22 protein-coding genes and 1 tRNA gene are annotated in these 24,139 nt (G+C 72.0%); 16 read left to right on the top strand and 7 right to left on the bottom strand.

What is annotated here, in order from left to right:
• Positions 1 to 34: 34 nt before the first annotated feature.
• Positions 35 to 676 (bottom strand): uracil phosphoribosyltransferase, encoded by a 642-nt coding sequence (gene upp / locus D9V37_RS17910; RefSeq protein ID WP_121807483.1) that lies wholly within the window; start codon positions 674 to 676, stop codon positions 35 to 37.
• Between the two features lie 52 nt (positions 677 to 728).
• Here upp and D9V37_RS17905 point away from each other — a divergent pair, with 52 nt between their 5' ends.
• The 3 genes from D9V37_RS17905 to D9V37_RS17895 all read left to right on the top strand — a co-directional run bounded on the left by D9V37_RS17905 (position 729) and on the right by D9V37_RS17895 (position 1,783).
• A complete protein-coding gene (locus D9V37_RS17905) occupies positions 729 to 1,217 on the top strand; it encodes a tRNA adenosine deaminase-associated protein (RefSeq protein WP_121807482.1) in 489 nt (162 codons plus the stop codon).
• Between the two features lie 14 nt (positions 1,218 to 1,231).
• Positions 1,232 to 1,663, top strand: a complete 432-nt coding sequence (locus tag D9V37_RS17900; protein ID WP_121807907.1) for a nucleoside deaminase — start codon at positions 1,232 to 1,234, stop codon at positions 1,661 to 1,663.
• A 33-nt stretch (positions 1,664 to 1,696) separates the two neighbouring features.
• Positions 1,697 to 1,783: transfer RNA gene (locus D9V37_RS17895), tRNA-Ser, on the top strand.
• Positions 1,784 to 1,828: 45 nt separating this feature from the next.
• Here D9V37_RS17895 and D9V37_RS17890 read toward each other — a convergent pair.
• Together D9V37_RS17890 and D9V37_RS17885 are read right to left on the bottom strand one after the other, a co-directional pair.
• Complete coding sequence (locus D9V37_RS17890) at positions 1,829 to 2,605, bottom strand: SDR family NAD(P)-dependent oxidoreductase (RefSeq protein ID WP_121807481.1); 777 nt, start codon at positions 2,603 to 2,605, stop codon at positions 1,829 to 1,831.
• A complete protein-coding gene (locus D9V37_RS17885; RefSeq protein WP_198412635.1) occupies positions 2,602 to 3,462 on the bottom strand; it encodes a mycofactocin-coupled SDR family oxidoreductase in 861 nt (286 codons plus the stop codon). Before D9V37_RS17885 ends, D9V37_RS17890 begins: the two co-directional genes overlap by 4 nt.
• 219 nt (positions 3,463 to 3,681) lie before the next feature.
• Between D9V37_RS17885 and D9V37_RS17880 the strand changes: the two genes are divergently transcribed.
• The 7 genes from D9V37_RS17880 (at position 3,682) to D9V37_RS17850 (ending at position 13,141) form a co-directional block, all read left to right on the top strand.
• Positions 3,682 to 4,713 (top strand): ABC transporter permease, encoded by a 1,032-nt coding sequence (locus D9V37_RS17880; RefSeq protein WP_121807480.1) that lies wholly within the window; start codon positions 3,682 to 3,684, stop codon positions 4,711 to 4,713.
• 85 nt (positions 4,714 to 4,798) lie between these two features.
• A complete protein-coding gene (locus D9V37_RS17875; protein ID WP_121807479.1) occupies positions 4,799 to 5,896 on the top strand; it encodes a substrate-binding domain-containing protein in 1,098 nt (365 codons plus the stop codon).
• A gap of 84 nt (positions 5,897 to 5,980) precedes the next feature.
• On the top strand, positions 5,981 to 8,515 hold the full coding sequence (locus D9V37_RS17870) for an ATP-binding cassette domain-containing protein (protein WP_198412634.1): 2,535 nt from the start codon (positions 5,981 to 5,983) through the stop codon (positions 8,513 to 8,515).
• 63 nt (positions 8,516 to 8,578) lie between these two features.
• Complete coding sequence (locus D9V37_RS17865; RefSeq protein ID WP_121807477.1) at positions 8,579 to 10,000, top strand: M24 family metallopeptidase; 1,422 nt, start codon at positions 8,579 to 8,581, stop codon at positions 9,998 to 10,000.
• Positions 10,001 to 10,016: 16 nt separating this feature from the next.
• Positions 10,017 to 11,069 carry a zinc-dependent alcohol dehydrogenase gene (locus D9V37_RS17860; RefSeq protein ID WP_121807476.1) on the top strand — a complete coding sequence of 351 codons (1,053 nt, stop codon included), beginning with the start codon at positions 10,017 to 10,019 and terminating at the stop codon, positions 11,067 to 11,069.
• A gap of 36 nt (positions 11,070 to 11,105) precedes the next feature.
• Positions 11,106 to 12,164 carry a 2,3-butanediol dehydrogenase gene (locus D9V37_RS17855; RefSeq protein WP_121807475.1) on the top strand — a complete coding sequence of 353 codons (1,059 nt, stop codon included), beginning with the start codon at positions 11,106 to 11,108 and terminating at the stop codon, positions 12,162 to 12,164.
• The gene (locus D9V37_RS17850; protein WP_121807474.1) at positions 12,164 to 13,141 is read left to right on the top strand and encodes a zinc-dependent alcohol dehydrogenase; all 978 of its coding nucleotides are present in this window, start codon (positions 12,164 to 12,166) and stop codon (positions 13,139 to 13,141) included. Before D9V37_RS17855 ends, D9V37_RS17850 begins: the two co-directional genes overlap by 1 nt.
• 129 nt (positions 13,142 to 13,270) lie before the next feature.
• On the opposite strand, the gene D9V37_RS17845 is transcribed toward D9V37_RS17850, so the two are convergent.
• Positions 13,271 to 14,362: an SDR family oxidoreductase gene (locus D9V37_RS17845; protein ID WP_121807473.1), complete on the bottom strand. Its 1,092-nt coding sequence runs from the start codon at positions 14,360 to 14,362 to the stop codon at positions 13,271 to 13,273.
• A gap of 129 nt (positions 14,363 to 14,491) precedes the next feature.
• Here D9V37_RS17845 and D9V37_RS17840 point away from each other — a divergent pair, with 129 nt between their 5' ends.
• Both D9V37_RS17840 and eboE read left to right on the top strand, forming a co-directional pair.
• Positions 14,492 to 15,145: a helix-turn-helix domain-containing protein gene (locus D9V37_RS17840; RefSeq protein ID WP_121807472.1), complete on the top strand. Its 654-nt coding sequence runs from the start codon at positions 14,492 to 14,494 to the stop codon at positions 15,143 to 15,145.
• 37 nt (positions 15,146 to 15,182) lie between these two features.
• Positions 15,183 to 16,397, top strand: coding sequence for a metabolite traffic protein EboE (gene eboE, locus D9V37_RS17835; protein WP_121807471.1), 1,215 nt, complete (start codon positions 15,183 to 15,185; stop codon positions 16,395 to 16,397).
• On the opposite strand, the gene D9V37_RS17830 is transcribed toward eboE, so the two are convergent.
• Both D9V37_RS17830 and D9V37_RS17825 read right to left on the bottom strand, forming a co-directional pair.
• Positions 16,373 to 17,044: a GntR family transcriptional regulator gene (locus D9V37_RS17830; RefSeq protein ID WP_121807470.1), complete on the bottom strand. Its 672-nt coding sequence runs from the start codon at positions 17,042 to 17,044 to the stop codon at positions 16,373 to 16,375. The genes eboE and D9V37_RS17830 overlap by 25 nt on opposite strands.
• Positions 17,041 to 17,547: a VOC family protein gene (locus D9V37_RS17825; protein WP_121807469.1), complete on the bottom strand. Its 507-nt coding sequence runs from the start codon at positions 17,545 to 17,547 to the stop codon at positions 17,041 to 17,043. The genes D9V37_RS17830 and D9V37_RS17825 overlap by 4 nt, the downstream gene beginning before the upstream one ends.
• Positions 17,548 to 17,663: 116 nt before the next feature.
• On the opposite strand from D9V37_RS17825, the gene D9V37_RS17820 reads away from it, so the two are divergent.
• The 4 genes from D9V37_RS17820 to D9V37_RS17805 all read left to right on the top strand — a co-directional run bounded on the left by D9V37_RS17820 (position 17,664) and on the right by D9V37_RS17805 (position 23,257).
• Entirely contained in the window at positions 17,664 to 19,838 is a 2,175-nt protein-coding gene (locus D9V37_RS17820) for an alpha-ketoacid dehydrogenase subunit alpha/beta (protein WP_121807468.1), read from the top strand.
• Positions 19,839 to 19,854: 16 nt separating this feature from the next.
• Positions 19,855 to 21,168, top strand: a complete 1,314-nt coding sequence (locus D9V37_RS17815; protein WP_121807467.1) for a dihydrolipoamide acetyltransferase family protein — start codon at positions 19,855 to 19,857, stop codon at positions 21,166 to 21,168.
• A 77-nt stretch (positions 21,169 to 21,245) separates the two neighbouring features.
• Entirely contained in the window at positions 21,246 to 22,733 is a 1,488-nt protein-coding gene (boxB, locus tag D9V37_RS17810) for a benzoyl-CoA 2,3-epoxidase subunit BoxB (RefSeq protein WP_121807466.1), read from the top strand.
• Entirely contained in the window at positions 22,733 to 23,257 is a 525-nt protein-coding gene (locus tag D9V37_RS17805; RefSeq protein WP_121807465.1) for a GNAT family N-acetyltransferase, read from the top strand. Before boxB ends, D9V37_RS17805 begins: the two co-directional genes overlap by 1 nt.
• Here D9V37_RS17805 and D9V37_RS17800 read toward each other — a convergent pair.
• A complete protein-coding gene (locus D9V37_RS17800; RefSeq protein ID WP_198412633.1) occupies positions 23,251 to 24,126 on the bottom strand; it encodes an SDR family NAD(P)-dependent oxidoreductase in 876 nt (291 codons plus the stop codon). The genes D9V37_RS17805 and D9V37_RS17800 overlap by 7 nt on opposite strands.
• Between the last annotated feature and the right edge of the window lie 13 nt (positions 24,127 to 24,139).

Below are 24,139 nucleotides of genomic sequence, written 5' to 3'. Positions count from 1 at the left end.
GGTCGCTGGAACGACCGGTGGAGCACACGAGGCGCTACTGCGCGACCCCGTACAGCCGGTCGCCGGCGTCGCCGAGGCCGGGGACGATGTAGCCGACCTCGTTGAGCTTCTCGTCCATCGCGGCGGTGACGATGCGCACCGGGACGTCGACGTGGGCCAGGCCCTGCTCGAGGTTCGCGCAGCCCTCGGGGGCGGCGAGGAGGCAGATCGCGGTGATGTCGTCAGCGCCGCGCTCGACGAGGAACGAGATCGCGGCGGCCAGGGTGCCGCCGGTGGCCAGCATCGGGTCGAGCACGTAGCACTGGCGCCCGGAGAGGTCCGCCGGCAGCCGCTCGGCGTAGGTCGAGGCGCGCAGCGTCTCCTCGTCGCGCACCATGCCCAGGAAGCCCACCTCGGCGGTGGGGAGCAGCCGCATCATCCCCTCGAGCATCCCCAGGCCGGCCCGCAGGATCGGCACCACCAGCGGCCGCGGCCGGGCCAGCGCCACGCCGTGCGCCGCAGCGACCGGGGTCTGCACGGTGACGTCCTCCACCCGGACCCCGCGGGTGGCCTCGTAGGCCAGCAGCGTGACCAGCTCGTCGGCCAGCGTGCGGAAGGTCGAGGACTCGGTGCGCTCGTCGCGCAGCGTGGTCAGCTTGGCCTCGACGAGCGGGTGGTCGACGACGTGGGTCTCCATGGGCGGAACTATCGCAGTAGTCAGGCCGGGGCGGTTCTGCGACGATCGAGTCATGCCCTCCGGGACGGCAGTTGCGGAAGAGATCGATCTGGCGGTCGCCGCCTACCGTGACGGCGGCGAGTGGCGGGCCGAGGACATTCCCCTTGCTGCGCTGGAGTCGCTCGACGACGTCGCGCGCCACCTGCGCCGGATGCCCGGCGACAGCGCGGTGGCGCTGCTCAGCGTCGACGAGGACTTCTTCATCCTGCTGCGCCCGACCGCCGCCGACTACCGGGTGCTCCTCTCGGACGCGACTGCGGCCACCGAGTTCGAGATCGCCCGCTCGGTGGTCGACCACCTGCGCATCCCGGTGGAGGACGACGCCGAGACCGAGCCCGCCGGCGACCTTGCCCTGCTGACCGACCTGGGGATGAGTGCGGTCGAGCTGGGGCTGGTGGTCGACGACGACGACCTCTACCCCGACGAGCAGCTCAGCGACATCGCCACCCGGCTCGGTTTCGGCGAGGCCTTCGACGACCTGGCGGGGCTCACCACCGCGTGACCTGGTCCGACTCCATGCGGCTCGCCCTGGCCGAGGCCCGGCACGCGCTGCCCGACGACGTCCCGATCGGCGCCGTCGTCGTCGACGCCGAGGGCCGGGTGGTCGGCCGCGGCCACAACACCCGCGAGCTGTCCGGCGACCCCACCGGGCATGCGGAGGTCGTGGCGCTGCGCATGGCCGCCAGCGCCGTCGAGGGCTGGCGTCTGGCCGGCCACACGCTGGTCGTCACGCTCGAGCCCTGCACGATGTGCGCGGGCGCCGCCGTGCTGGCCCGCGTCGACCGCATCGTGTTCGCGGCCTACGACGACAAGGCCGGCGCCGTCGGCTCGCTGTGGGACGTGGCCCGCGACCGGCGCCTCAACCACCGCCCCGAGGTCGTCGCGGGCGTGCTGGCCGAGGAGTCGAGAGCCCTCCTCGACGCCTTCTTCGCCGGTCAGCGGATTTAGGGAGCCACCGTCGGCTCCGGTACATTCCTCTGCGGTGGCGTGTCCGAGCGGCCTAAGGAGAACGCCTCGAAAGCGTTTGTGGGCGCAAGTCCACCGAGGGTTCAAATCCCTCCGCCACCGCCGCGTCAGCCCCGGTCCGACCCTGTCGGCCGGGGCTGCGTCGCGCTACAGGTGAGGCTGGCCGGTCGAGGCGCTGGTGCCGCCGTCGACCGGGAGGACGACGCCGGTGACGTAGCGGGCGGCGTCGCTGGCGAGGTAGAGCACCGCGGGGGCGATGTCGTCGGGCTCGGCGAGGCGGCCGAGGGCGACGCGGTTGACGAAGGGTGCGAGCGAGTCGGGGTCGCGGTCGACGCGGGCGGTCATGTCGGTGAGGGTGAAGGCCGGCGCGACGGCGTTGATGCGCACGCCGCGCGCGCCGTAGTCGAGGGCGAGGCTGCGCACGAAGAGGCTGACCGCTCCCTTGGTGGCGTTGTAGGCCGCCTGGCCCCAGTCGCCGCGCTCGCCGGAGACCGAGGAGACCGCCACGACGCTGCCGCTGCTGGCCTCGAGGTGGGGCAGGCAGTGCCGGAGCAGGTGGAAGGTGCCGTCGACGTTGGTGGCGCGCATCGAGGCCCAGGTGGCCTCGTCCAGGTCGGTCAGGGAGCCGGAGACGTAGAGCGCCGCGTTGCTGACGACGACGTCGAGGCGACCGAACCGGTCGACGACCCCGCGGACCGCGTGTGCCACCTCCTCGGGCCGGCCCACGTCGCAGGCCAGGGCCATGGTGCGCTCCTCGGGATGGCCGGCCAGCGTCTCCTCGCAGCGTTCCAACCGACGGCCGAGCACCGCGACGTCGGCGCCGGCGTCGAGGAAGCTGCGGGTCACGGACCGGCCGATGCCGCTCCCGCCGCCGGTCACCAGGACCACCGCGCCCGAGAAGTCGAACGTGGCGGTGGCGCTCACGGTCGCACCGGCGCGGTGTTGAGCCCGGGCAGCACCAGGTGGCCGCCGTCGACGGGGAGCGCGACGCCGGTGACGTGACGCGAGAGGTCGCCGGCCAGCCACAGCACCGCGTCGGCGGTCGCCTCGACGGGCAGCGCGCCGCGGCCCTGCAGCAGCGACCAGTGGTAGGCGCCGTCAGCCCGGTCCTGCGCCGTGCCACCGGGGTGGCCGGCCATCATGTCGTAGGCGCCGGGCCACTGGTTCATCTGCGTGTCCATGAAGCCGGGACAGATCGCGTTGACCCGCACGTTGTGCGGACCCAGCTCCTGGGCCGCCGCGCGCATGAAGCCGATGACGCCGTGCTTGGCCGCGGTGTAGTGGGCGAACCCGGGCCCGCCCTCCAGGCCGTTGACCGACGAGGTCAGCACCACCGACCCCGACTGCTGCGAGATCAGGTGCGGGGTCGCGGCCTTGACGGTGCGCCACACCCCGCCCAGGACGACGTCCTGCATCTGGGTCCACTGCGTCTCGGTGAGCTCCCAGAAGGCGCCGAGCGCCCAGATACCGGCGTTGGCCACGACCACGTCGAGCCCGCCGAAGTCGGTCAGCGTTTGCGCCACCGCCTCGTCGAGCTCGGCCTGCGAGCGCACATCGGCAGCCAGCGCGAGCGCCCGACGCCCGGTCTTCTCCACCAGTTGCGCGGTCTCGGTCAGGTCCTCGACGCCGGCCAGCGGGTACGGCGCGGTCTCGACGGTGCCGTCGATGTCGAGGCAGGCGACGTCGGCGCCGGCCTCGGCGAGCCGGACCGCCATCGCCCGACCCTGGCCGCGACCGGCCCCGGTGACCAGGGCGACCTTTCCTTCCAGTCCCAGATCCATGCGGGCCTCCTCGCCGGCTGATCACGAGTGTGACTGTCTCGTCGGTAGAGCAGTACTGAACAACATCGATCCGAAATCCCGCAAGAGGTGCGCCCCGCGGGCCTCTGCTGGCAGAAAACTAGCCGGCGCCGGTTGTGCATTCCCATGCAACTTAGTACAGTCCGGCTCAACACGTGACGTGAGTGGCGTCACAACAGCCGCGGAGGAGGGCGACGGGCGATGGCGACGACGCTCGAGCAGGATCGGCCCCAGCTGGCCGCTGGTCGCACCTGGGCCTCCAAGGGCCTGGTGACCATCGGCACCGCCACGGTGATCCTCTTCGTGCTCAGCGCCCTGCTCGACCGGGCCAGCGTCTCGGGTACCTCGCTGTCGGGGATGCTGCCGATCGCTGCCGTGCTGGCCATCGCCGGGCTCGGCCAGATGCTGGTCGTGCAGCAGGGCGGCATCGACCTCTCGGTGCCCGGCGCCATCTCGCTGGCGCTGGTGGTGATCACCCACGTGCCCGACGGCGACAGCTCCAAGCTCGGCGTCGCGGTGCTGATCGCGCTGGTGCTCGCCGTGGCCGCCGGGGCGCTCAACGGCCTGCTCATCGGCACGATGGGGCTCAACCCGATCATCGCCACGCTGGGCGCCAACGCCGTGCTGTACGGCGTCAACCTGCAGATCTCCGGCGGCCGGCCGCGCATCACCACCCGGCTGATGGGCGACATCGGCGGCGGCTCCACGCTGGGGGTGCCGAACTCGGTGTTCTTCGCGATCGCCACCCTGGGACTGGTGACGCTGGTGGTCAAGCGCACCGTGGCCGGACGCCGGTTCGAGGCGATCGGTGCCAACCAGCGCGCGGCGCGGGCGGCCGGGCTGCGGGTGCGCACCCACCGGACCGCGACCTACGTCTGGGCGCAGCTGCTCTACTGCCTGGCCGGGATCCTGGTCGCCGGCATCACCTCCCAGCCGACCGCGTTCGCCGGCGACACCTTCCTGCTCCCCTCGATCGCCGTCGTGGTGCTGGGCGGCACCTCGCTGCTCGGTGGCCGCGGGTTCCCGCTTCCCACCGTGATCGCGGCGGTCTTCTTGCAGCAGCTGGTGCAGCTGGTCACCGTCCTCGGCTTCTCCGCGGCGATCTCGCCGCTGGTGCAGGCGGCCGCCCTGGCCGTCGGCGTCTCGCTCTACACCATCGACTGGCGCTCGATCCTGGCCCGCCGACCGCGACCCCCGGCAGCTGCCGGGGCGCCGGCGGCCGGCACGGGATGAGCGTCGGTGCCCACCACCCAGTCCGCGGCTTCGGGGCCGGTAGTGCGCGACACCGCTGTCGCGCCCGAGTAAGGAGAGAACAACGATGAGATCTCGCACGACGGTCGCGGCCGCCTGCGCTTCGCTGGTGGCGTCGATGGCGCTCGCCGCCTGCGGCTCCTCGGGAGGACAGTCCAACGGCGCCAGCGGTCCGGTCACCCACGTCAAGGGCGCACCGTCGTGGTGCGGCACCAAGAAGATCACCCTCGGGCTGCTCGACGGCTACGGCGGCAACAGCTGGCGGTTGGTGACGACCGCCTCGGGCAAGGACGAGGCGTCCAAGTGCCCCAGTGTCACCAAGTTCCGCTACGCCGACGGGCAGGGCGACACCCAGAAGGCCATCTCCGACATCAAGGGCATGGTCTCCTCCGGGGTCGACGCGATGGTGGTCTTCCCCGACGCCGGCAAGGCGGTGCTCCCCGCGCTCACCGACTCGTTCAAGGCCGGCGTGGTGACGGTGCCCTACCGGGTCTTCCCCGGCGGTAAGGCCGGCACCAACTACGACAAGTGGATCGGCGACGACTTCGCCAACGACGCCGTCAACTGGTCCACCTGGATCAAGCAGAACGTGCCGAACGGCGGCAACATCTTGTTCCTGGGCGGTCCGGCCGGCAACAGCCAGAGCACCACCGAGTACACGACGCTGCGCAAGAACCTGCCCGACTCCTACAAGTTCATCGGCCAGACGCCGTTCCAGCCGACCAACTGGGACCCCACCAAGACCCAGCAGCTGCTGACGGCCGACATCGCCAAGTACCCGAAGATCGACGTCATCGTCTCCGACTTCGGCCCGACGCTGGTCAGCTCGCTGCCGCTGTTCGCCAAGAGCGGCCGCTCGATCCCCGCGCTGGCGACCAGCGACGGCAACTCGCTGAGCTGCTTCTGGCAGGACCAGCAGGCCACGGACCCGTTCAAGATGATGACCGTCACCACCGGCAACGACAACGTCCGGCTCGCGGTGGATTACGCGGTGGCCAAGGCGACCGGCGGCAAGATCCCGACCGCGGACTCCTTCAAGGGCCCGGTCTTCGAGGACTCGGTGAGCCAGCAGCCGCACGGCGTGCAGTGCCGCAAGGACCTGCCCGGCGACGTCTACCTGTCGGCCGAGATGCCCGGCGACCAGCAGGCGAAGCTCGGCAAGTAGGGCCTCCGGGCCCACCCCTCTGCTCGGACCGGCCGGTCCCGCTGATGCGGACCGGTCGGTCCGAGCCCCGGAAAGGACCACACGATGACGAGGACTGCGATGGGTGGCGAGACGCTCGACCCGCCGGCCGGCAGCGTCGGCGACGAGGCCGTGCTGCGGCTGGAGATCCAGGGGGCCTCGAAGCACTTCGCCGGCGTCGCCGCGCTCAAGGACGTCTCGCTGAGCGTGCGAGCCGGTGAGGTGCACGCCGTGCTGGGCGAGAACGGCGCCGGCAAGTCGACGCTGATGAACATCGCCACCGGCACGCTGCAGCCCGACGAGGGCGAGATCCGGGTGGGCGGCGAGGTCGCGGCGACGCTGACCCCGGCGCGGGCCACCGCGCTCGGCATCGCGATCGTGCACCAGCACCCCGCGGTGATGCCCGACCTCACGGTCCAGGAGAACCTGCAGGTGGCGCTGCCCGCCGCTGCCTTCGCGGGCGGTGCGCGCCAGGCCGCGGAGCGGATGCTGGCCCGCGTCGGGCTCGAGGTCGACCTGGCCGACCGCGTGGAGACCCTCACCCTGGCCGAGCGGCACCTGCTGGAGATCGCCAAGGCCTTCGCCGTGGACCCCCGTGTGCTGATCCTCGACGAACCGACCGCCCCGCTGGGCAACGACGCCTCCGAGCTGCTCTTCGACTTGGTGCGCTCGGCGGTCGCCGAGGGCACCTCGGTCGTCTACATCACCCACCGGCTGGCCGAGGTGCGCGAGCTGGCCGACACGGTCACGGTGCTGCGCGACGGCCGCCTGCGCGGCAACGCGGTCGTGGCCGACATCTCCGACCAGGAGCTGCTCAACCTCATCGTCGGTCGCGAGCTCGAGTCGACCTTCCCCGCCAAGAGCGGCGGCGACGGCGAGGAGAACCTGAGCGTCGAGGGCTTCTCGGGGCCCGGCTTCGGCGACGTCTCGCTGGTCGCCCGCCGCGGCGAGATCGTCGGCGTCGCCGGCGTGGTGGGCAACGGGCAGAGCCAGCTGCTGCGCGGCCTGGCCGGGCTCGAGGAGACCAGCGGCACCGTCAGCGTCGGTGGCCGGCGCCTCGACCACCGCGAGCTGCTCGGCGAGGCGGCGTACATGCCCGCCGACCGGATCACCGAGGGCCTCATGCGCAGCCTGTCGGTGCGGGAGAACGCCGCCCTCTCGGCGCTCTCGTCCTTCCGCAGTGCCGGGTTCCTCAGCCGCCGCCGCGAGGTGAGCGAGGTCCGCGGCTCGCTGGGCTCGCTCTCGGTGCGCGCGCCCTCGCTCGAGGCGCCGGTCAGCGCGCTCTCGGGCGGGAACCAGCAGAAGGTGGTCATCTCCCGCGCGCTGCTGGCCGACCCGCCGCTGCTGCTGGCCGACGAGCCCACCCAGGGCGTCGACGTTGGCGCGCGCTCGGAGATCTACACCATCCTGCGTGCCGCCTCCGAGCGCGGCGTCCCGGTGATCATCGCCTCCTCCGACGCCAAGGAGCTCGAGGGACTGTGCGACCGCGTCGTGGTGATGTCGCGCGGGCGGGTCGTGGAGACCCTGGTCGGTGAGGAGGTCACCGAGGAGCGGATCGTCTCGGCCGCGGTCACCTCCACCGCCGAGACCGTCTCGGCCGCGGCCGCCCGCCGGGCGACGCGCTCGAGCCGCCTGCGCCGGTTCGTGGAGGGCGACTACTCCCCGAGCGCGCTGCTGGTGGTGCTCATGCTGGCGCTCGCCGCCTACATCACCCCGGGCAACGAGCGGTACCTCTCGGCCTTCAACATCTCCAACGTGCTGCTCGCCGCCACCGCGATCGGCTTCATCGCCCTGGGCCAGAACCTCGCGCTGCTCACCGGCGGCATCGACCTGTCGGTGGGACCGCTCGCCGGCTTCCTGGTAGTGGTCTCCTCCTTCTACGTCCTCGACCGCAGCGGACCGGCGAAGGTGCTGCTCGGCTTCGTGCTCATGGTGCTGGTCGCCGCGGTGGTGGGGCTGGTCAACGGATCGCTCGTGCGCTTCGCGCGCTTCACGCCGATCGCGGCCACGCTCACCCTCTACATCGCACTCGGCGGCTTCGCCTTCCTGCTGCGCTCCACCCAGGGCGGCTACATCTCGCTGGGGTTCCAGAACGCCGTGAACCTGCGGTTCGGCCCGCTGCCGGTGGCCTTCGTGGTCTTCGTCGTGCTCGCCGTGGTGATGGAGCTCGCGCTGCGTCGGCGGCGGTGGGGTTGGCGGCTGCGTGGCGTCGGGTCGGACGAGGACGCCGCCCGCCGCGTCGGCATCGACGTCGACCGCACGGTCATCGGGGCCTACGTGTGCTCCTCGCTGCTGGCGTTCCTCGGCGCCTTGATGTTCATGGGGCAGTACGGCATCGGCGACCCCTCGCAGGGCTCGGCCTTCACGCTGACCAGCGTCACCGCCGTGGTGCTCGGCGGCACCAGCCTGCTCGGCGGCCGCGGCACCTTCATCGGCACCCTGGCCGGCGCGGTGCTGCTGCAGCAGCTGCTCAACGCGACCACGTTCCTCGGGCTCGGGTCGACCTCGCAGTACTACTTCCAGGGGCTGCTCATCCTCGTCGCCGCCGTGGTCTACACGCTGGCGCGCTCTCGTCGACGGGGCCGCCCTGCGGCCGGCTAGCCCCCACCTCCGGACCCGTTCCACCCACGGCCGCGAACCGCGGGCCACAGAAAGGCCTCCCCCATGACCAGCACGATCGACAACCTCGGCGACACCCCCACCTACAGCACCGCCACCACCGGCACGAACGCCGTCGACTGGGAGCAGCGGATCTCCTACGACCGGCTGCGCAGTGAGCGGCTGGCGCGGCTGCGCGCCGAGCTCGAGGCCTCCGACCTCGGTGCTCTGCTGGCGTTCGACTTCTCCAACATCCGCTACATGAGCGCCACCCACATCGGCACCTGGGCGATGGACAAGATGATCCGGTTCGCGCTGGTGACCCGGAACTCCGACCCGGTGGTGTGGGACTTCGGCTCCGCGGCACGCCACCACCAGCTGTACAACCCGTGGCTGGCGACGACCACCACCGAGATGGACGCCGACCCGCACGCGCCGCACCACGGCGCGGTGCGCCCCCGGGCCGAGAACGGGTCGCGGGCGGGCATCTCCACGCTGCGCGGCGCGTTCAACCCCGACGCCGGCATCGCCGAGGACGTCGCGGCCAAGATCCGCCGCGAGCTGGAGAAGTTCGGACTGCTGGGGGAGCCGCTCGGTGTGGACGTCGTCGAGCTACCGGTGCTCTTCGCCCTGCAGAAGGCGGGCATCGACGTCGTCGACGGCCAGCAGGTGTTCATGCGCGCGCGCTCGATCAAGACGCGTGACGAGATCTCGCTGCTCACCCAGGCCGCCTCGATGGTCGACGCGGCCTACGACCACCTCTACGAGTTTCTGCGCCCGGGCGTGCGGGAGAACGAGACGGTCGGGCTGGTCTCGAAGGTGCTCTACGACCTCGGCTCGGAGTACGTCGAGGGCGTCAACGCGATCTCCGGCGAGCGCTGCTCACCGCACCCGCACGTGTACTCCGACCGCCTCATCCGGCCCGGCGACCCGGCGTTCTTCGACATCCTGCACAGCTTCAACGGCTACCGCACCTGCTACTACCGCACCTTCGCGGTCGGCTCGGCCAGCAGCGCGCAGCACGACGCCTACACCCGCGCGCGGGAGTACATGGACCGCGCGATCGCGCTGGTGCGGCCCGGGGCCACCACCGCCGACATCGTCAGCCAGTGGCCGACCGCGCAGGAGTTCGGCTTCCCCGACGAGGAGGCGGCCTTCGCGCTGCAGTACGGCCACGGCGTGGGCCTGTCGATCTGGGAGAAGCCGATCTTCTCCCGGCTGGTCTCGCTCGATCACCCCGAGGAGCTCAAGGAGGGCATGTTCTTCGCGCTGGAGACCTACTGGCCCTCGGCCGACGGCGTGGGTGCCGCCCGGATCGAGGAGGAGCTCGTGGTGACCGCCGACGGCTGCGAGGTGGTCACCAAGTTCCCGGCCGAGGAGCTGCTCGTCGCGGGTCAGCGCTACTACTCCGTCAGCGGCTCGCCGCTGCTGCACCGCAGCGCGCAGTCGCACCTGAACACCGCGGCGGGGCGCGGCGAGCGGGCCTGATGCGGGCCAGTATCCGATGAGAGCCAGTGTCTTCCACGGGGCCGGCGACGTCCGGCTCGAGGAGGTCCCCGACCCGCGCCCGCGCGAGGGCGAGGTGCTGCTGCGCGTGCTGCGCAGCGGCATGTGCGGCACCGACGCCACCGAGTGGTCGGTCGGGCCGCGGACGTTCCCGGTCGCCACGCCGCACCCGGTCACCGGGCACGTCGGGCCGATGGTGCTCGGCCACGAGTTCGTGGGCGAGGTGGTCGACCCCGGCGGCAGCGCCCTCGCCGCGGGCGACGTCGTGGCCTCCGGGGCCGGCGTGTGGTGCGGGCGGTGCCGACGCTGCGCCGAGGGCCGCACCAACCTGTGCGAGCGCTACTGGACGCTCGGCCTCAACGCCCCCGGTGGGATGGCCGAGCTCGTCGCGGTGCCCGAGCAGACGCTGAGGCCGGTGCCCGAGGGTCTGGAGCTCGACGCGGCCGGGCTCGCGCAGCCGCTCGCCGTCGGACTGCATGCCGCCCGCCGCTCCGGAGTCCGCGACGGCGACCGGGTGGTGATGACGGGCGCGGGCGCGATCGGCTCGTTCGTGCTCGCCGGCCTGAGCTCGCTGGCGCGGGCCGAGGTGACGGTGGTCGACTTCGCGGGCCCCCGCCTCGACCGCGCCACGCGGCTCGGTGCCGCCCGGGTGGTGCCGGCCGGTCCCGAGGCCGACGAGCAGCTGCGCGAGGCGGCGGCGAGCGCTCCCGTCGACGTCGTCATCGAGGCCAGCGGCGCCCCGGGCCGGTTGCAGGCCGCCCTGGAGCTGGTGCGTCCGGGTGGCACCGTGCTGCAGGTCGGGCTGCCCAAGCAGCGCCAGGAGGTCGACGTGTTCACCACCGTCATGCGCGAGATCGACGTCGTCACCACCCTGGCGCACGTGTGCGACGCCGACCTGGCCGCCGCGCTCACCCTGCTGCACGAGAGCGACCTGGCCCACGAAGTGCTCGACTCCGTGCACCCGCTCGAGGCCGTGCCCGCCCAGCTCGAGCGGCTCGCCGCCGGCGAGCTGCACGGCAAGGTACTGATCGACCCCACGCGCGTCGCCTGACCCCCGTTCACCGACACCAGAGACGAAGGACACCTGATGAGAGCCGCTGTCTTCCACGCCGAGCACGACGTCCGCATCGACGAGGTCGATGCTCCCGACGCGCCCGGGGCCGGGGAGGTGCTGCTGCGACCGCTGTGGTGCGGCATCTGCGGCACCGACCTGCACGAGTACGCGATGGGCCCGATCGTCATCCCCAGCGAGCCGCACCGGCTCAACGGCTCGCAGCTGCCGCAGGTGCTCGGCCACGAGTTCTCCGCCGAGGTGCTCGAGGTCGGGGCCGGCGTCGACCACGTCGCCGCCGGCGACCGGGTCTCGATCATGCCGCTGCTGTTCTGCGGCTCCTGCTATTACTGCCGCCGCGGCCTGAACCACCTGTGCGTCTCGATGGCCTGCGTCGGGCTCAGCTACGCCTGGGGCGGCATCGCCGAGCGGGCGATCGTGCCCGCCAGCCACGTCAGCGTGCTGCCCGGGGAGGTCAGCGACCTGCAGGGTGCGCTCATCGAGCCGGCTGCGGTGGCGGCGTACGGCGTCGACGTCGCGGGCGTGCGGCCCGGCGACAGCGTGCTGATCACCGGCGCCGGACCGATCGGTGCGCTGGCGGCCCTCTACGCCTCGGCCGCGGGCGCGGAGGTGGTGGTCTCCGAGGTGAACCCCACGCGGGCCGACCTCGCGCGCTCGCTCGGGGTGGGTGAGGTGCTCGACCCGCGCGAGGTCGACGTCGCCGCCTGGGCGAAGGACCGGCGCGACGGCATCGGCTTCGACGCCGCCATCGAGTGCTCCGGCAACGAGCAGGCGCTGCAGACCGCGCTGGCCTCGGTGCGCTCGGCCGGCCGGGTCTCCCAGACCGGACTGCACACCAAGCCCGCCAGCATCGACCCGATGGCGCTCGCGGAGCACGACGTGACCCTGGCCGGCACCTGGTGCTACCCGGTCTTCGACTGGCCGCGGATCATCGCGCTCGTCGCCAGTGGCCGCTACCCGGTCGAGAAGGTGGTCACCGCCCAGATCGACATGGCCGACGTCGTCACCGCCGGCTTCGAGACCCTGTTGTCGCCGACCGGCGACCAGGTCAAGGTCCTGGTGCAGGCGCGCTGATGCGTGCCCTGCAGTACACCGCACGCGGCGTGGCCGAGGTCGTCGACCTCCCGACGCCCGAGATCGGTGCCGACCAGGTGCTCGTCGCGGCGCGGTCGGTGGGCGTCTGCCACTCCGACATCGATCTGCTGGAGGGGCGCTACATCATCCCCTTCTCCTACCCGCTCATCCCCGGCCACGAGTGGTCCGGGGAGGTGGTGGCGGTGGGCGATGACGTCTCGAGCCTCAACCCGGGCGACCGGGTGGTGGGCGAGTGCGTCATCGGTGAGGACCACTTCGGGTTCTCCATCAGCGGCGCGGCCGCCGAGCGGTTCGTGGCCCGGCCCGAGTGGCTGCACCGACTGCCCGACGAGCTGTCGTTCACCATGGGCGCGCTCGTCGAGCCGTTCAGCGTCGCCTACTACGCGATCGTGCGAGCCGGCGGTCTCGACGCCAGCGACACGGTCGCGGTGCTCGGCGCCGGACCGATCGGGCTGGCGGTCGTCGCCGCGGCCAGGGCGATGGGCGCGCAGGTGGTCGTCGTCGAGCCGGCCGAGGACCGGCGCGAGGCGGCGAGGCGGCTCGGCGCCCACCACACGGTGCTGCCCGAGGAGGCGGCCGACGCCCTGGCCGAGCTCACGCAGGGGAGCGGGCCCACCGTGGTGCTGGAGGCCAGTGGCCGGCCGGCGGTGATGGCGGCGGCACTCGAGCTGGCCGGGTTCGGCGGCCGGGTCGCCTACATCGGCATCGACGTCGGCGGCGATGCGCCGGCCCGCCTGGGACTGATCCAGTCCAAGGAGCTCCGCCTCACCGGCACGATCGGTTCCCCCGGCGTGTGGCCGCAGACGCTGCGGTTCCTGGCCGGCAGCGGCATCGACCTCACCCCGCTGGTCACCGGCCGCTTCGGCATCGAGGACGCCACCGGTGCGATCGAGGCGGCCCACCACGCCCGGGACACGATCAAGGCGCACATCGAGTTCGCCGGCCCGGGGGACTGAGCCGGGGGCCGTGGGGCGGGGCGGGTTTCGAGACGGTCGCGGGCGACCTCCTCGACCAGCGCGCCGGGCGGGCGACCTCCTCGACCAGCGCCGGGCAGGCGACCTCCTCGAGCGGCGTGCGCTGTGCCGCTACGGGATGATCCGGGCCGCCCGGTAGCGCTCGGCGTAGTCGAAGAAGGCGGCCCGGGTGTCGCGGGTGGCGGTGAAGCCGGCCGCCCGGCTCTTGTTCATGTCGGTGCACACCTCGATGTCGCGGCCGAGGTCGCCGTCGGTGTGCCACCACGACGCCACGCGGTCCAGCCGCGACTCGGCCAGGCCCTCGCGCTGGGCGATGGCGGTCCAGGTGTCCTCGACGCCGGCCATGGCGTGCTCCAGGGTGCGGGGCTCGCCCTCGAAGCCCTCCCAGGGCAGGTCGAAGTGCGCGGCGATCTGCGGCCACAGCCAGCGCCACCGGAAGACGTCGCCGTTGGCGATGTTGAAGGCCTGGTCGGCGCCGGCCGGGTCGGTGGCCGCCCACACCATCTGCTCGGCCAGCAGCTCGGCGTCGGTGACGTCGGTCAGCGAGTCCCACTGCGTCTGCGATCCGGGAAAGACGAAGGGGCGGTCCAGCTCGCGGCACAACGTGGCGTACGCGCACAGCGTGGCCACCATGTTCATCGCGTTGCCGGTGGCGAAGCCGAAGACGGTGTGGGCGCGGTGCACGCTCCAGGTGAACCCCTGCCGCGCCGCGGCGGCGAAGAGCTCGTCCTCCTGGGCGTAGTAGAAGTTCGGCGTCTCCAGCCGCGGCTCCTCCTCGTGGAAGGGGGTGTCGGGCATGACGCCGGTGGCGTAGGCCTCGAAGGGGCCGAGGTAGTGCTTGAGCCCGGTCATCAGCGCCACGTGGCGCACCGACCCGGCCGGCTCCAGCGCGGCGAGCAGGTCGCGCACCAGGGCGCCGTTGACCTCGATGTTCTCGGCCTCGGTGTCGCGCCGGGTCCATGCGGTGATCACCACGATCTCCGGGTGCACGTCGGTCAGGGCCGTCCGCAGCTCCTCGGCCGAGGTGAGGTCGGCCGAGACGGTGGCCATCTGGTCGACCAGCTCGCGACCGCTGCGGGAGAGCCCGGTCGTGTCCCAGCCGTCGGCCACCAGCCGCCGGGCGACGGCCTGGCCGGTGATGCCGGTGGCGCCGACGACCAGGGCGCGGCCGCGGGTCGTCGCAGGGATGGGCGTGGACGTCATGCGATCCTCCTGTGGTGGGGAACCGCGACCGTACTGTTGCATGGCGGTAAACATCAAGGCGGATCGGTCGATCCTGTGCAGTGCTGCTAAAGTGAGGACGCCGGGGTGGCCGGCGGAGGGGATGGCGCGATGGACTTCCTGGGGGAGCGGCTGCGCCAGGCGCGGCTGAACGCCGGGTTGACGATGCGCGAGCTGGCCCGCTCGGCCCAGGTGTCGCCGTCGCTGATCTCCCAGATCGAGAACGGTAAGTCCCAGCCCTCGGTGGCCACCCTCTACACCTTCTCCCGCGTGCTCGGGGTCTCGGTCGACGAGCTCTTCGAGAGCAGCGACGAGCCCGCGCCCGCGGCCACCTCGCTGAGCCTGGCCCGCGTCGGGCACAGCACCGAGAGCAACGGCTTCGTCGACCCGGCTCACGCCTGGCGGCCTTCGGAGTACGCCACCCGCATCTCGGTGGTGCACCCCTCGCACCGTTCACGCCTGGCGATGGCCGAGGGCGTGGAGTGGGAGCGGCTGGCCGCGACTCCCGAGCGCGGCGTCAACTTCATGCGCATCACTTATGCGCCGGGCGCCTCCTCCAGCGTCGAGGGCGACCTGCAGGCCCATGAGGCCTACGAGTACGGCTACGTGCTCTCCGGCGAGGTCGAGGTCACCGTGGGCGAGGAGGTCTTCGTGCTGCGCGAGGGCGAGTCGCTGGGGTTCGACTCCACCATCCCCCACGTGCTGCACAACCGCAGCGACGAGGTGTTCACCGGCATCTGGTTCGTGCACGGACACCGTCACTGAGATAAGTTCACCACCACTGAACATGTGGAGGTGGGCGATGCAGCTGCCGGACGGCCTCGGACTGCTGACGTACTCGACGCTGGTGCACGCCGGCGACACGTGGTCGCAGATGCGCGACTCGCTGGCGACCTACGTCCCCGAGGTGAAGGCGCGGGTGAGCCCGGACGAGCCGTTCGGGGTCTCGCTGCGGCTCTCCGGAAAGGCCGCGGGCGTGCTCGCCGCCGACCCCGACGAGCGGGCGTCGCTGGGCGATCTGCTCGACCGCGAGGACCTCTTCGTCTACACGGTCAACGCGTTCCCGCACGGGCCGTTCAAGGGCGCGTCGGTGATGGAGCGCGTCTACGAACCCGACTGGACCACCGAGGAGCGGGCGACCTACACCTGCCAGGTCGCCGACGTGCTCGCCGACCTCACGTTGCGCGCCGGCCGGCCCGGGCTGAGTCCCAGCATCCAGACCGCCCCGATGGCGTTCGCCCCCAAGGTCGGCGACGAGGCGTACGTCTCGCGTTTCACCAGCCAGGTGCTGCGCGTGGTCGCGCACCTGGCCGACCTCGAGGCGCGCACCGGCGTCCGGGTGAAGCTCGCCATCGAGCCCGAGCCGGCCTGCTACCTGGAGACGACGCCGCAGACGATCGCGTACTTCGAGCGACTGCGCGACCCGCGCTCGGTGGCCGAGCTGGCGCGGGTGGCCCGGCTGCCGCTCTCGGAGGCCGAGGGAGCGCTGCGCCGCTATCTCGGCGTCGTGTTCGACATGGGCCACCAGGCCGTCGGCTTCGAGGACGTCCGGGCCTCGCTGATCGCCCTCACCGAGGCGGGCGTGCCCGTCTTCAAGCTCCAGGCGGCGGCGGCCCTGTGGGTCGAGGACCTCGACGCCGACGTCGTGCCCGCACTGCGCGAGTTCACCGACACCATCTACCTCAGCCAGACGACGCTGCAGCAAGACGGCGGCCGGCGCTCGTTCTTGACCCTGGGCGAGGCGCTGGACGCCTACGCGGGCGACCTGCGCCCCACCGAGCTTCGCACGCACTTCCACGTGCCGGTGTTCCTCGAGGAGATCGGGCCCTTCCGCACCACCCGGCCCGCGGTGCAGGACGCGCTTCGCCTGCACCGGGAGCTGCCGCTCTCGGACCACCTGGAGATCGAGACCTACACCTGGGACGTGCTCCCCGAGCACCTCAAGACCGGCTCGATCACCGACTACGTGACGCGCGAGCTGGAGTTCGTGCGTCAGGAGCTGAACACCTCGGGGTGAGCCTGCAGCTCCACCCGCGTCCGGCGGATGTGCATCTCCAGCACCCGCTCGGCTTCCTCGACGTCGCCGTCGCGCAGGGCCTGGATGAGCAGCCGGTGCTCGGCGTCGATGATCCACCGGCGCCGCTCGTGGGCGATCCGGCTGAACGCGCGGCGGTAGTGCTGCGTGGTGTCCCACAACCGCTCGATGATCGCGACCAGCTCGCGCGCCTCGGCGTGCCGGTAGGTGGTCCAGTGGAGCTGCCGGTCGAGCACCAGGAACTGCTCCACGTCGTCGGTGGACTCGATGGCGACCTGCAGCCGGTCGAGCTCGGCGAGGTCCTCGGCGGTGAGCAGGGGAGCGCTCTCGCGCAGCAGCAGCGGCTCGATGCGCTCGCGGATCTGGTAGCTCTGCTCGCAGTCGCGCTGGTCCAGGCGGGTGACCCAGGCGCCCCGGTTGGCGTGCAGCGTCACCAGGCCGGCGGTCTCCAGGATCCGCAGCGCCTCGCGCACCGGGAGCCGGCTGGCGGCCAGCTCCCGCGCCAGGTCGTCCTGCCGGATCCGGGTGCCCGGCTCCAGCTCGCCGGCCAGGATCTGCGCGCGGACGTGGTCGGCGATGCGCCGGCTGGCGACGCCCGCCGGCGCCGGCTCGTCCGCGGCCTGGATCAACGGCGCTCCTGCTCCCGGTCGAAAGCCTTGCCGCCAGGATAGGAGACCAGCTCGAGCTGCAGGCCCCACGGTGCCAGGAAGTAGACCCACCGCTGCCCCTGGCTGGGACCGCTGCTGGCGGTCGGCTCGCCCAGCACCCGCAGGCCGAGCTCGTGGAGCCGCTCGACGGCGGCATCGAGGTCCTCGACGTAGAGCGCCACGTGGTGCCCGCCGACGTCGCTGTTCAGCGGCGGCTCCGCGGCCTGCTCGCGGGCCTCGTACTCGAACACCTCGAAGATCGCCTGCCCGCCCAGCCGGTAGAAGCGGAGCCGTCGCATCACCGTGTCGTCGGCGACGTTGAGGTGCTGGCTCATCCAGTCGTCGTCGTGCTCGAAGGGGCCGAGCTCGTACATGAACTGCGCGCCGAGCACCTCGGTGAAGAAGTCGTGGGCCTGGTCGAGGTCGGGCACGGTCAGCCCGATGTGGTCGACCCGTGCGAGGCCGGGGATAGCTGCGTCTGACATGACACCTCCGAGTTGCAATGGATCCAATTGCTCGCCTAGATTGTGACCGCGGTCGCACGACGAGGCAAGCTTCGCCGTAACTCGGCCCGCCAATGGATCCATCAGTCGGAGGCAGCATGGTACGGACGAAGCGACTCTCACCCGCCGCGGAATGGCGCGGGCTGAGCACCACCAAGGCCGACTGGGACGCCGTGGACGCCGGGGACCTGCGCCGGATGTTCGCCCAGACGCTGTGGATCCGGGTGTTCGAGGAGTACGTGCTCGAGCTGGCCGGCGACGGCCTGGTGCACGGGCCGGCGCACTCCAGCATCGGCCAGGAGGGCGGCGCCGTCGGCTCGATCCTCGACCTGACCTCGGCCGACGCCGTCACCGGCTCGCACCGCGGCCACCACCAGTTCCTGGCCAAGGCCCTGAGCCACGTGATGCCGGCCGGCGAGCAGCCCGCGCTGACCGACCCGGTGCGCGAGGTGCTGCGACGCACACTGGCCGAGATCTGCGGCCTGGCCGAGGGCTTCTGCCGCGGCCGTGGCGGCTCGATGCACCTGCAGTGGCGCGAGGCGGGTGCGATGGGCACCAACGCCATCGTCGGCGGCGGCGTGCCCCAGGCGCTGGGCTTCGCGTTCAACCGGCAGCGGGCGGGCACCGAGGCCGTCAGCGTCACCTACTTCGGCGACGGCGCGGTCAACATCGGCTCGGTGCTGGAGTCGATGAACCTCGCCGCGGCGCGTCAGCTGCCGGTCTGCTTCTTCATCGAGAACAACCTGTACGCCGTCTCCACCCCGCTCTCCACCTCGACCGCCGAGCCGCGGCTCTCCGCACGCGGCTCGGCCTTCGCCATCCCCAGCTGGCGCGTCGACGGCATGGACCCGCTGGCCGTGCGGCTGGCCATGGCCGAGGCGCTGGAGCACATGCGCAGCGGGCAGGGGCCGACGGTGGTGGAGGCCGAGGTGTACCGCTTCTTCCACCAGAACGGGCCCTTCCCCGGCTCCTCCTTCGGCTACCGCACCAAGCACGAGGAGACCTCGTGGCGGGCACGCGACCCGCTGGAGATGCTGCGCACCAACGTCGTGCGGCGCGGCCTGCTCACCGAGGAGGAGACCGAGTCCGCCCGCCGCGAGATCGCCGACCTCATGGCCGAGATCGGCGCCACGCTCGTCGAGCCCAAGCCGGGCGGCAAGCCCGGGCAGCGCCAGATCCGCCCCGACACGTGGCCCGACACCGACTTCGTCGACGTCGGCGTCCGCGGCGACCTCAGTGAGCTCGAGGGCAGCCGCTACGAGGACCAGGACGACTTCTCCGGCGAGCTCGGCGAGCGCCGGTTCATCGACGTCGTGAGCCAGACGATGGGCCGGGCGATGGAGCGCGACGAGCGCATCGTCGTGCTCGGCGAAGACGTCGACGGCCTCAAGGGCGGCACGAACGGCGCCACCCGGGCGGCGCTGGAGAAGTTCCCCGAGCGCGTGCTGGGCATGCCGATCAGCGAGAACGCCTTCGCCGGCATGGGGGGCGGCATGGCGCTCGACGGTCGCTACCGGCCGGTCGTGGAGTTCATGTACGCGGACTTCATGTGGGTGGCCGCCGACCAGCTGTTCAACCAGATCGCCAAGGCCCGCCACATGTTCGGCGGGGAGAGCGCGGTGCCGCTGGTGCTGCGCAGCAAGCTCGCCGCCGGCACCGGCTACGGCTCCCAGCACTCGATGGACCCGGCCGGCATCCTCACCACCGCGCCCGGCTTCCGAGTGGTGGCGCCCTCGACGCCCTTCGACTACGTCGGGCTGATGAACACCGCGCTGGCCTGCGACGACCCCGTCGTCGTGCTCGAGCACGTCGACCTCTACTCCAGTACCGGCGTCGGACCCGTCGAGGACCTGGACTACCTGCTCCCCGTGGGCAAGGCGGCGCTGCGGCGCGAGGGCGACGACGTCACCGTCATCTCCTACCTGTCGATGGTGCGCCACTGCGAGGAGGCGCTCGACGAGGTCTCGGACGTCTCGGCCGACCTGATCGACCTGCGCTGGCTCGACCGCGCCTCCCTGGACTGGGACACCATCGAGGCCTCGGTCAAGAAGACCAACCGGGTGCTGATCGTCGAGCAGGGCGCGGTGGGCACCTCCTACGGAGGCTGGCTGGCCGACGAGATCGGCCGACGGCTCTTCGACTGGCTCGACGCCCCGATCGCCCGGGTCCACGGCGCGGTCGCCTCGCCCAGCATCAGCAAGGTGCTCGAGCGCGCGGCCATCGCCCGTACCGAGGAAGTCGTCGAGGCGCTGCGGCACCTCGACGAGCGCTGAGCCGGAGGACGACGACATGGCGACGTTGATGCGCGTGCCCGAGGTGGCGGCCGGCACGACCGAGGTGGTCCTCTCGGAGTGGCTGGTCGAGGAGGGGGCCGAGGTCTCCTCCGGAGCGACGGTGGCGGTCGTGGAGACCGAGAAGGCGGTCGTGGAGATCGAGGCCGACAGCACCGGGGTGGTACTCAAGCGGCTGGTGGAGGCCGGTGCCACGGTCGAGGTCGGCTCGCCGTACGCCGTGGTCGGCGCAGAGGGCGAGGACGCCGAGACCGACACCGACACCGACACCGACACCGACACCGCGCCGCCGGCGGCGGAGCCGGAGGTGTCCGCGGCGCCCGACGAGCCCGAACCCGCATCTGCACCCGAATCTGAGCCCGAGCCCGACCCGGGTCCGGCGGCGGAACGTCCGGCAGCGGGGGAGCAGCGGGTCTTCGCGACCCCGCTGGCGCGCCGGCTCATGGCCGAGGCCGGGTTGGAGCCGGCACAGGTGCCCGGCAGCGGACCCAACGGCCGGATCACCAAGAAGGACGTCCAGGCCGCCGCCCAGCAGGCGGCCCCCGAGCAGGCGGCCCCCGAGCAGGCTGCCCCCGAGAGGACAGCCCCCGAGCAGGCAGCCGCCGAGCCGCCGGCCGCCGCGGATGCCCCGGCAGGCGCCAGCGCGGAGCCACACTCCCGGCTGCGCCGCGCCGTGGCCACCCGGCTCTCGCAGAGCAAGCGGGAGGTCCCGCACTTCTACCTGCGGCGCACCGCGCGGGTCGACGCGCTGCTCAGGCTGCGCGGTGAGCTGAACGAGGTCTCGACCCACAAGATCTCCGTCAACGACCTCGTGGTGCGAGCGGTCGGGGTGGCGCACGCGGTCGTGCCCGAGGCCAACGTGACCTGGTCCGAGGAGGCGCTGCTGCACCACGACGGCGTCGACGTCGGCGTGGCCATCGCCTCCGAGCGCGGCCTGGTGACCCCGGTGGTGCGCGACGTGGACCGGCTCACGCCCAGCGGCGTGGCTCGCCGGGTCAAGGAGCTCGCGGCGCAGGCCGACGAGGGCCGGCTGCGTCAGCAGGACCTCGAGGGCGGGACGATCAGCGTCACCAACCTGGGGATGTACGGCGTGGAGGAGTTCGCCGCGATCATCAACCCGCCGCAGTCGGCGATCCTGGCCGTCGGCGCCGCGCAGCCGACGGCGGTGGTCGAGGACGGTGCCGTCGTGGTCGCGACGACGATGGCGCTGGTGCTCTCGGTCGACCACCGCGCGGTCGACGGCGCCCTGGCCGCCCGCTGGCTCGCCGCCCTGGTCGCGGCGATCGAGGAGCCGCTGCGCCTGCTCGCCTGACGTTTTACATACCCTTGGCATCTGCGACGTCGAAGTGTAGAACTTGACGGGACCATCCTCGACGCCCAGGAGTAGGCATGACGACCCAGGTCCCCGACAGTCGCACCGGCGCGGCCCCGGCTCCCACCGGCCCGCTGAGCCGGATCGACTACTCCGAGAAGATCCCCAACAACGTCAACCTCGCCGAGGACCGCCGGCTGCAGCGCGCCCTGGAGGGGTGGCAGCCCAAGTTCCTCGACTGGTGGAAGACGCTGGGCCCGCAGCTGCCGACCAAGGACGTCTACCTGCGCACCGCGATCGCGGTCGGTCGCGACGGCTGGGCCCACTTCGACCACGTGCCGATGGAGGACTACCGCTGGGGCATCTTCCTGGCCGAGAACGACCCGGACAAGACGATCACCTTCGGCAAGCACAAGGGCGAGCCGGTGTGGACCGAGGTGCCCGGCGAGCACCGGGCCGACCTGATGCGGCTCATCGTCATCCAGGGCGACACGGAGCCGGCCTCGGTGGCGCAGCAGCGGGTCCTCGGCGAGACGGCGCCGTCGATCTACGACATGCGCAACCTGTTCCAGGTCAACGTGGAGGAGGGGCGGCACCTGTGGGCGATGGTCTACCTGCTGCACGCCTACTTCGGTCGTGAGGGCCGCGACGAGGCCGAGCAGCTGCTCAAGCGCAACTCCGGCGACCTCGACGCCCCGCGCATCCTCGGTGCGTTCAACGAGGAGACCACCGACTGGCTGCAGTTCTTCATGTTCACCTACTTCACCGACCGCGACGGGAAGTACCAGCTCGGCACGCTGAAGGAGTCGGCGTTCGACCCGCTGGCCCGCACCTGTGAGTTCATGCTCAAGGAGGAGGCCCACCACATGTTCGTGGGCACCACCGGGGTGCAGCGCACGGTGCAGCGCACCGCGGAGGTGACCGCCGAGAAGGGGTCGCCGGCGGGTTTCGACGACGGCGTGATCCCGCTCGAGGTGATCCAGAAGTACCTCAACTTCCAGTTCTCGGTCTCGATGGACCTCTTCGGCTCCGAGCAGTCGACCAACGCGGGCAACTACTACTCCTCGGGACTCAAGGGGCGCTGGCAGGAGACCCGGCGCAAGGACGACCACGTGCTGCTGGATGACGTCCGCACCATGACGGTCGTCGACGGCGGCGAGCTGCAGGAGAAGGAGGTGCCGATGCTCTCGGCCCTCAATCTCGACCTGCGCGACGAGTACGTCGCCGACTGCGCCAACGGCGTCCGCCGCTGGAACCAGGAGCTGGAGGACCGCGGCCTGGCCGAACGCCTGGTGCTGCCGCACGAGGGGTTCAACCGCAAGGTCGGCGCCTACGCCCAGCACCACCTCAGCCCCGAGGGTCATGTGCTCACCGACGCCGAGTGGGACGCCGCGAAGGACGGCTGGCTGCCCTCGGAGGACGACCGGCGCGCCGTGGCCGCCTTGATGGTGCCCGAGTACGAGTACGGCAAGTTCGCCGGCTGGATCTCCCCGCCGCAGAGCGGGATCAACGACCAGCCCGTGGAGTTCGACTACGTCCACCTCGCCGAGGAGGGCCTCGTCTGATGGACTGGACGCGCGAGGAGCACCCGGTCTGGGACGCCGAGAAGCAGCGCATCATCGGCGGCGCGCCCGAGGGTGCCTTCGTGCTCTTGTTCGCCGACGGCGACGAGCTGCCGGGCGAGTGGTGGTCGGCGCGTGACGAGGCCGGCGCCGTGGTCGGCTACGGCCGCCTCGACATCGGCTGGGGCGGCGACGCCGAGATCCTGCTGGCCGTCGACCCGGACCGACAGCAGCAGGGCGTCGGCTCGTTCGTGCTCGGCCACCTCGAGCAGGAGGCGGCCGGGCGCGGCATCAACTACGTCTACAACACGATCCGCGACCACGAGGCGCGCGACCTGGTGCACGACTGGCTGGTGGTGCGCGGCTTCCGCGGCTCGGTGGACGGCGACCTGCGCAAACGGGTCGTCCCCTACGAGCCGGTCGGCGCCACGGCGGCGCCCGCCCCCTTCCACCGCGACACCGGCGACCGGGCGCCGGGCCAGGAGGAGCAGGGCGGCTACGTCGACGTCGACGAGCACCGCTACTGAGCGTCAGCGGGAGTGGCACCGGGTAGGGGCACCGGGTAGGGCTCGGCGAAGTCCGCCGAACGACTCACCTGCTCCCAGGCGCGGGCCTGCGCCAGTTGCTCCTCGGAGTAGGCGATCGCCCGCTCCACCGCGGTGACCCCGAGCAGCAGGTGCGAGGGCACCGGCGAAACGGCCACCGTCCGCACGATGATCTCGGCGGCGCGGCGCGGGTCGCCGGCCGCGCCGGACTCACCGGTGCGCACCAGTCGCTGCATCGCGCCGATGGTCGCGTCGTAGTCCTCGCCGATGTCGTGCACCGTCATCGACGAGCCGGCCCAGTCGGTGGCGAAGCCGCTCGGCTCGACCACCAGCGTCCGGATGCCGAACGGTGCGGCCTCGACCGCCAGGGCCCGCGTGAAGCCGTCGACGGCGAACTTGGCCGCCTGGTAGCTGGCGATGCCGGGTGAGCCGCCGACGCGTCCGCCCAGCGACGACACCTGCACGAGCAGTCCGCCGCCCTGTGCGCGCATCACCGGGATGGCCGCGCGCGAGACGTGGTAGACGCCGAAGAAGTTCGTCTCGAACTGTCGTCGGAAGTTGTCCAGGGTGTCGGTCTCGACGGGAGCCAGGTCGGCGTAGCCGGCGTTGTTGACGACGACGTCGAGGCGTCCGAAGTGGGCGGCGGCGGCAGCGAGGGCGGCCTGCGCCGCGTCCGGATCGGTGACGTCGAGCGGCAGCCTGAGCAGCGCGTCGGGGCGATCAGCGGCTGCGTCCGCCAACGCCTGGGGGTCGCGCGCGGTGGCGACGACGTTGTCGCCGGCCGCGAGCGCGGCGTCGAGGAGGGCGCGGCCCAGGCCGCGCGAGGAACCAGTGATGAACCAGGTCTGCACGGAGTTAATACAA

The sequence above is a fragment of the Nocardioides mangrovicus genome, assembly GCF_003674065.1.
Taxonomy (GTDB): Bacteria; Actinomycetota; Actinomycetes; order Propionibacteriales; family Nocardioidaceae; genus Marmoricola; species Marmoricola mangrovicus.
This window is presented reverse-complemented; position numbering and strand designations above follow the sequence as displayed.